Below are 6,000 nucleotides of genomic sequence, written 5' to 3' on the forward strand. Positions count from 1 at the left end.
GGTTGTCCAAATACCCGGAAATGCTTTACTTTAAGGCTATTTACACTATTTACTTCTGTACCTTTGACATCAATACTACCGTCTCGACGGTACTTTCATTGTCCCAACTAAGTTCTTCTATTTCCGAATCATTGAAATACACCGGAAAACGAAACTTAATGTGCTTCAGGAATCTGCCATCCGGCTGCTCCTGCTCATAAATGTCTACCTGTTCTACAAAGCTGTTTAAAAATTCTTTTTTCTCCAGATCCGTGAACTTATCATATAGTTTATCAAAATACAGCAAGAATTGATAGACGTTATCTTCTGATATTCTCTTCTGTTTGATATTCAGCAGACGGTTCTTAACCTCACTGATGCTGTTCTCCACACCCTCGATTTCATCATAAAGGCGATACAATCTTGTCTCCATATCCTGATATTTTTTCTCATAAAAACGGTCTGTAATATCCAGACTGTCCATCTGCTGTCCAAGCCGGTTCTTTGCTCTGGTCAGCTGCCGGTGCTGTTTTTCCAATTCATCAATTTCCTTTTCTACTTCCGACGTATCAATTCTTGCACCGATTTTCTTCAAAATGGCTTCTTCAAATTTGGGATTCCGTACCAGCTTCCGGATTACTTCTTCTACCGCATCGTTCACCTTATCTTCGCTCCACTGTTTGCGGTAGCTGCAATTATGACCATCCACCAATCTCCGATGCTTGCAGGCATAATAAAAATAATCCTTATATAACGTACCGTCCTTTCGTTTTTTCCGATTGACATTCCCATACATTCCACTGCCACACAGAGGGCATTTTAAAATGCCGGATAAGATATGTTCATGTTCCAGGCTGTGTGTCTTTTCATAGGATACCCCTGTTTTCTGGCGTTTCTGGTGTGCCAGTTCCCAATCCTCTTCGGAAATGATTCCTTCATGAATACCATCGTTCAGCATATATTTTTCCTGCTTCACAATCCGGTATTCATTTCTTGTTCCGGGAACTTTCTCATTCTTTCTGCGGCCAAATGCCAGCTTTCCACAGTAGACCGGATTATCCAGAACACCTTTGATGAATGAAGTTGCAAAAGCATCCAACGTATTATTCTGTCTCTTTTTCTTTTTATATCCATGCTGGTTCAGCCATGATGCAATTGCACTCATTCCCATATTGGTATGGATAAATTTATCATAGATCAGCCGGATTACCTCTGCCTCATCTTCTGCAATCTGAAGTTCTCCATTCACCAGTTTATAACCATATGGGGCAAATCCACCGTTCCATTTTCCTTCTCTTGCTTTCTGTTTCCGTCCTTCCATCGTCTGCACCAGAATATTCTCACGTTCAATTTCTGCCACCGCTGACAAAACGGAAATCATCAGTTTTCCACTGTCTTTAGAACTGTCAATGCCATCCTCTACACAGATCAGATTCACTCCAAAATCCTGCATCCTCTGCAATGAATTCAAAACGTCCGCAGCATTACGCCCAAAACGGGAAAGCTTAAATACCAGCACAAACTGTACATCGTCCGTACCATCTTCAATATTGTCCAACATCCGCTGAAATTCCGGTCTGCCTTCTACGCTTTTACCGGATTTACCTTCATCTGCAAATTCTTTTACAATCTCCATGTTCTGATACTCGGCATATTTTCTCAGTTTATCTCTCTGTGCATCCAGACTGTAGCCATCCACCTGCATGGTGGTGGATACACGGATATAGATATAGCATTTTGTCTTTTTTTTCATAAGTATCTCCTTATTTTTCTGATAAATATCCCAGTGCAATTTCCAACAATTCCGCTGCAACCTGATGATTCCTGATACGCATTAAATTATCCCAAACATCTACTTTTCCAAGAAGATTCATGCCCCCATGCCATACTAATTCATCATCAATGACAGCAAACCGTTCTTCTACTTCTGTTTTTGTTACTACATTCATTCCTACCAGCTGCATTGTTCTGATTAACTCATGGCATACATCCGAACTTCCATAAACAATCTCTTCCGGATCTGTTGTGATGATAGTTACCTTTACGCCTGCTTCCTGTCTTCCCTTCATCAGGAATAAGAATCGTTCAATCTTGTCCTGTCTGATATCCGGGCTGGAAATTACCACCATTTTTTCTGCCTCCACTATATCCTGTTCAAACTTTTCGGTATAATTTCCGGAATTGAATATTGCATTTATCATCTGTTTCGACTGCAACTCTCCCGTCCATATTGAAAATCCTGTCTTCTTGTATGTTCTTAATCTTTTTGCATACATCTTATCAAAGAAGCGAACATGAGAATCAATATAATCATACACATAAACAGCTTCTTTTCCGGGATAATCTCTATTCAGTCTTCCCACATACTGTTCAAGACGCCCTTCAAAAGACACAGGAGCTGCAAGCATTAGTACATCCAGTCTTGGAAAGTCAAACCCTTCTCCTATCTTCTGACCGGTTGCAACTAAAATAAGTGATTCATTTTCAGGAACCTGCTTTAACCTTACTCGTATTTCTGCATTTTCCTTATCGGAGTTATCACCATATAGAAGAAATACATGATCTGCTTTCTCTTTCAAAGCATCAAATAAAAATTTTGCATGCTCCTTAAACTTTGTCAAAATTACCGGGGTCTGTTTTCTTGCAACACAAGCTATCACATCGTTTACAATCATCTCATTACGTACCCGACTGGTACTAATCAGACTATATGCCTTATTGATATCATCCTTGCTTTCTGCATTATCGACTACTCTTGTATATCTCGGGACAAAATAATGTCCGATTCCCTGCTCTTGCGCCCTCTCCAACGCAGTAAACCTGTGTCTCAGTGGACCCAGCAACATATAAATGATCCTGTCAAGGCTGTCACCACGTTTTGGTGTAGCTGAAACACCATACACATACTTTGCATTAATTTTCTGTAATAATTCCATGGATGTATTGGAAGCTGCGTGATGGCATTCATCCATGATTACCATTCCATAAGAATTAATCCGTTCATTAAACTTTCCCCTGCTATACATAGAACCAACCATTGCAACATCTATGATACCTGTTAATGTATTTTTACTGCCGTGCAAAATTCCTATCACACTGTCTCTCTTTTTCTTTCTTCCTGTTTTTGTTTCATAGTCCGGTGGTTCTTCTTTTATTTCCAAAAACTTATTCAGTTCATCGACCCACTGATTCAGTAAGTCTTTGCTTTGTAACAGGATAAGCGTATTTACTTTTCGCTCAGCAATAAGATAACTACATACTACCGTCTTACCAAATGCAGTTGCCGCACTCAGAACACCATCCGAATGTGACAGTAATTTTTCTGCCGCCAGCTCCTGCTGCGTTCGCAAATCTCCCTTAAAAGATACTCGGATTGGATGTCCTGTTTCTCTCTGCTCAGAAACATCAACAGAAATCCCTGCCTTTTCACATTCTTCTATTAATTTCTCTCTCAGTCCCCTCGGAACCTGTATGTACCCATCTATATCTTTTCCTAAATACACAGCACTAAAATTGTAGTAATTTGAATATCCAAGCCTTTTATTTTTATAAAATTCCGGATTATCAAATGCTGCCAGACTACGAATCTGATTTTGTATTCTTGGCATAAGGTTCAAAGTATCAATATAAACTCCATTACCCAATACCATATGCAGCTTGCCCACAACATCAGTTTTAGAAAACTCGCACTTCTTTTTCCATGGTTTTGGTCTGGAGTTTTTATCAATTTTAGCAAGCATTCCTCTGGCTTCTGCTAATTCTCCCTGCCATTTTGCCATGTATTGTTCAACATCTTCTATGCTCAGCTTCTCCGTTTTATTAAATAGAATATCCCATTGATCAGGATATGCATTCCAATTTTCATCTACAAAAGCACTATTTCCCTTCTTAAGTGCCTGTCCCTGTAACGGTAATGCAATCAAATTACCTATACTACTTGTCACATCCTGTGAAGGATACATTCTGTCATAATAATGAAACGATTTCAGATTAATGGAAGTTGAACCTTTATCCAATAAGAGAAATCCGAAATTTCTTGCCGTTGCCGCCGGTATTGCCTTTTTAAAGAAAATCCATACATGTGCCCCTTTCCCGGAGCGGGATCTCTCAACTAAAGGTCTGATACCATTAAGCTCACACATTTTTCTAAGAGCATCCACTTCTTTATGCCACTCATTATCCGTATTGGCAAAATCGGTAGCTTCCGCTCCTTTTTCATGGTTATCAAAATCAAATACAATAAATCTGCATGTACCATTTGGCAATAGAGGATATACACCAATTACATCTGAACCATCCTCTTTAAATCCCAACAAATGAGCAATTATTTTTTTAACATCCAGCCTTGTCCATTTGGTATTTTCACACTCATCACAAAATACCTTCTCTTTACGTTGCTTAGGGCAAAGCCTGTCATTCCAACGATTATCACATTGGGGAAAATAACCACCGTTCTTACCTCGTCTGGCATATACATCTTCTCTTCCCCAAAACATCGAAAAGAAACGGATTGCCATCTCTTCTGAAATAAACGAAGGATTCACAATACGTTCCCCCTGATCCGGGTCATACTCTTCTGCATTTTCTATTTTTTCTTCGAAAGGATTTACCTCATCATATGGAATACTTGCTTTCTTCAATTTATCTTTTAATAATCTGTTCTCATATTCAAGTATCCTAACCATCTTTCTCAACGAATCCACATCGTATGCTTCTACGTTCACCTCTGTCACCTGCAATTCTTATTTCTTCACAGTATTATCTCGCATTCATTGTCCCAACTTTATTCTATCATTTGTTCCAACTATCTTCAATATTTGTTTCCGAATATTTAACGCTTATATGAATAAACTAATACTACCACTAAAAACAGATTGACTTTCTGAAATCAATCCTGTATAGTATTTTTAGTGGTTGTGCTACGGATGCTTGAGGGGCCCGTAGCCGGAGGAGCTCATGCGTGGGCTCCTTTTTTACTATACAGGAGTGATATATTATGGAGAAAAAATTTCTTACATACGATCAGCAAATTGAAAAATTACAGAGTGAAAAACAATTAACCATTTCAGATGTTCCAACTGCCATCCATACGCTAGAGCATATCAGCTACTATTCTTTGATTGGCGGATACAAAAATCTGTTCAAACATAAACCTTCTGGAAAATACTTATATGGTGTTACATTTGAAGAAATTGTTGCATTTTATTATTTTGATGAAGAGTTACGGACTTTATTTTTAAAGTATATTCTTCATGTAGAACGGCATCTGAAATCTTTGATTTCCTATCACTTCTGTGAAAAATTTGGTGAAAGTCAGGCAGAATATCTAAACCCTGTAAATTTTAATTCTGCAAAGAAAAACCAAAAAGCTGTCAATCGCCTGATTCATTCTATGCAAAACTATATTTCGATGCCTTCCCATTATAATTACATTTCCCATTATTCCAAGGTATATGGTAATGTTCCACTCTGGGTTGCAATGAATGCTGTTACATTTGGACAGCTTTCTGCCTTTTATCAATATATGCCAAACGATGTCCAGGTAAAAGTCAGTAAACATTTCCCAGGCTATACAGAAAAACAATTGCATCAATTTATCACTATTATTGCAAAGTGCCGGAATGTATGTGCTCATGGAGAACGATTATATGATTTTCGAACTCAAGATACAATCCCTGATACACTCCTACACCAAAAGCTTTCTATTCCATTGAAAAAGGGGAGTTATACTCTTGGTAAACACGATTTATTTGCTGTAGTTCTTTCACTAAGATATCTCATCAACAATGATGATTTTAAATCATTCAAACGCTCTCTTATCCAGTTAATCAAGCGAGTACTTAAGCAGTGCCCACATTTAACACAGGCACAACTATTAAAACAAATGGGATTCCCTGAAAATTGGGAGAAGATTTGCAGATATAAAATATATTACTCAAACTTCCCACACCAATAAGGTGTGCTGAACCTTGAAAATCCAATATTTCAGCCAATAAAAAAGGCATAAATACAATCCTTTGG

At 38.2% G+C, this 6,000-nt stretch carries 3 protein-coding genes; 1 reads left to right on the plus strand and 2 read right to left on the minus strand.

The window, feature by feature from the left end; genetic code table 11:
* Nucleotides 1-49: 49 nt before the first annotated feature.
* Together ACTNDQ_RS11670 and ACTNDQ_RS11675 are read right to left on the minus strand one after the other, a co-directional pair.
* Nucleotides 50-1,732, minus strand: coding sequence for a recombinase family protein (locus tag ACTNDQ_RS11670; protein ID WP_441064667.1), 1,683 nt, complete (start codon nucleotides 1,730-1,732; stop codon nucleotides 50-52).
* Nucleotides 1,733-1,742: 10 nt separating this feature from the next.
* On the minus strand, nucleotides 1,743-4,703 hold the full coding sequence (locus tag ACTNDQ_RS11675) for a TOTE conflict system archaeo-eukaryotic primase domain-containing protein (RefSeq protein ID WP_441064668.1): 2,961 nt from the start codon (nucleotides 4,701-4,703) through the stop codon (nucleotides 1,743-1,745).
* 272 nt (nucleotides 4,704-4,975) lie between these two features.
* Here ACTNDQ_RS11675 and ACTNDQ_RS11680 point away from each other — a divergent pair, with 272 nt between their 5' ends.
* The gene (locus tag ACTNDQ_RS11680) at nucleotides 4,976-5,935 is read left to right on the plus strand and encodes an Abi family protein (protein ID WP_441064669.1); all 960 of its coding nucleotides are present in this window, start codon (nucleotides 4,976-4,978) and stop codon (nucleotides 5,933-5,935) included.
* Nucleotides 5,936-6,000 lie beyond the last annotated feature (65 nt).

Source organism: Blautia massiliensis (ex Liu et al. 2021), from assembly GCF_052064225.1.
Classification (GTDB): Bacteria; Bacillota; Clostridia; order Lachnospirales; family Lachnospiraceae; genus Blautia_A; species Blautia_A fusiformis.

Coding starts and splice junctions, on each gene's coding strand:
- ACTNDQ_RS11670 (WP_441064667.1), bottom strand. CDS start 1,732: ATGAAAAAAAAGACAAAATGCTATATCTATATCCGTGTATCCACCACC.
- ACTNDQ_RS11680 (WP_441064669.1), top strand. CDS start 4,976: ATGGAGAAAAAATTTCTTACATACGATCAGCAAATTGAAAAATTACAG.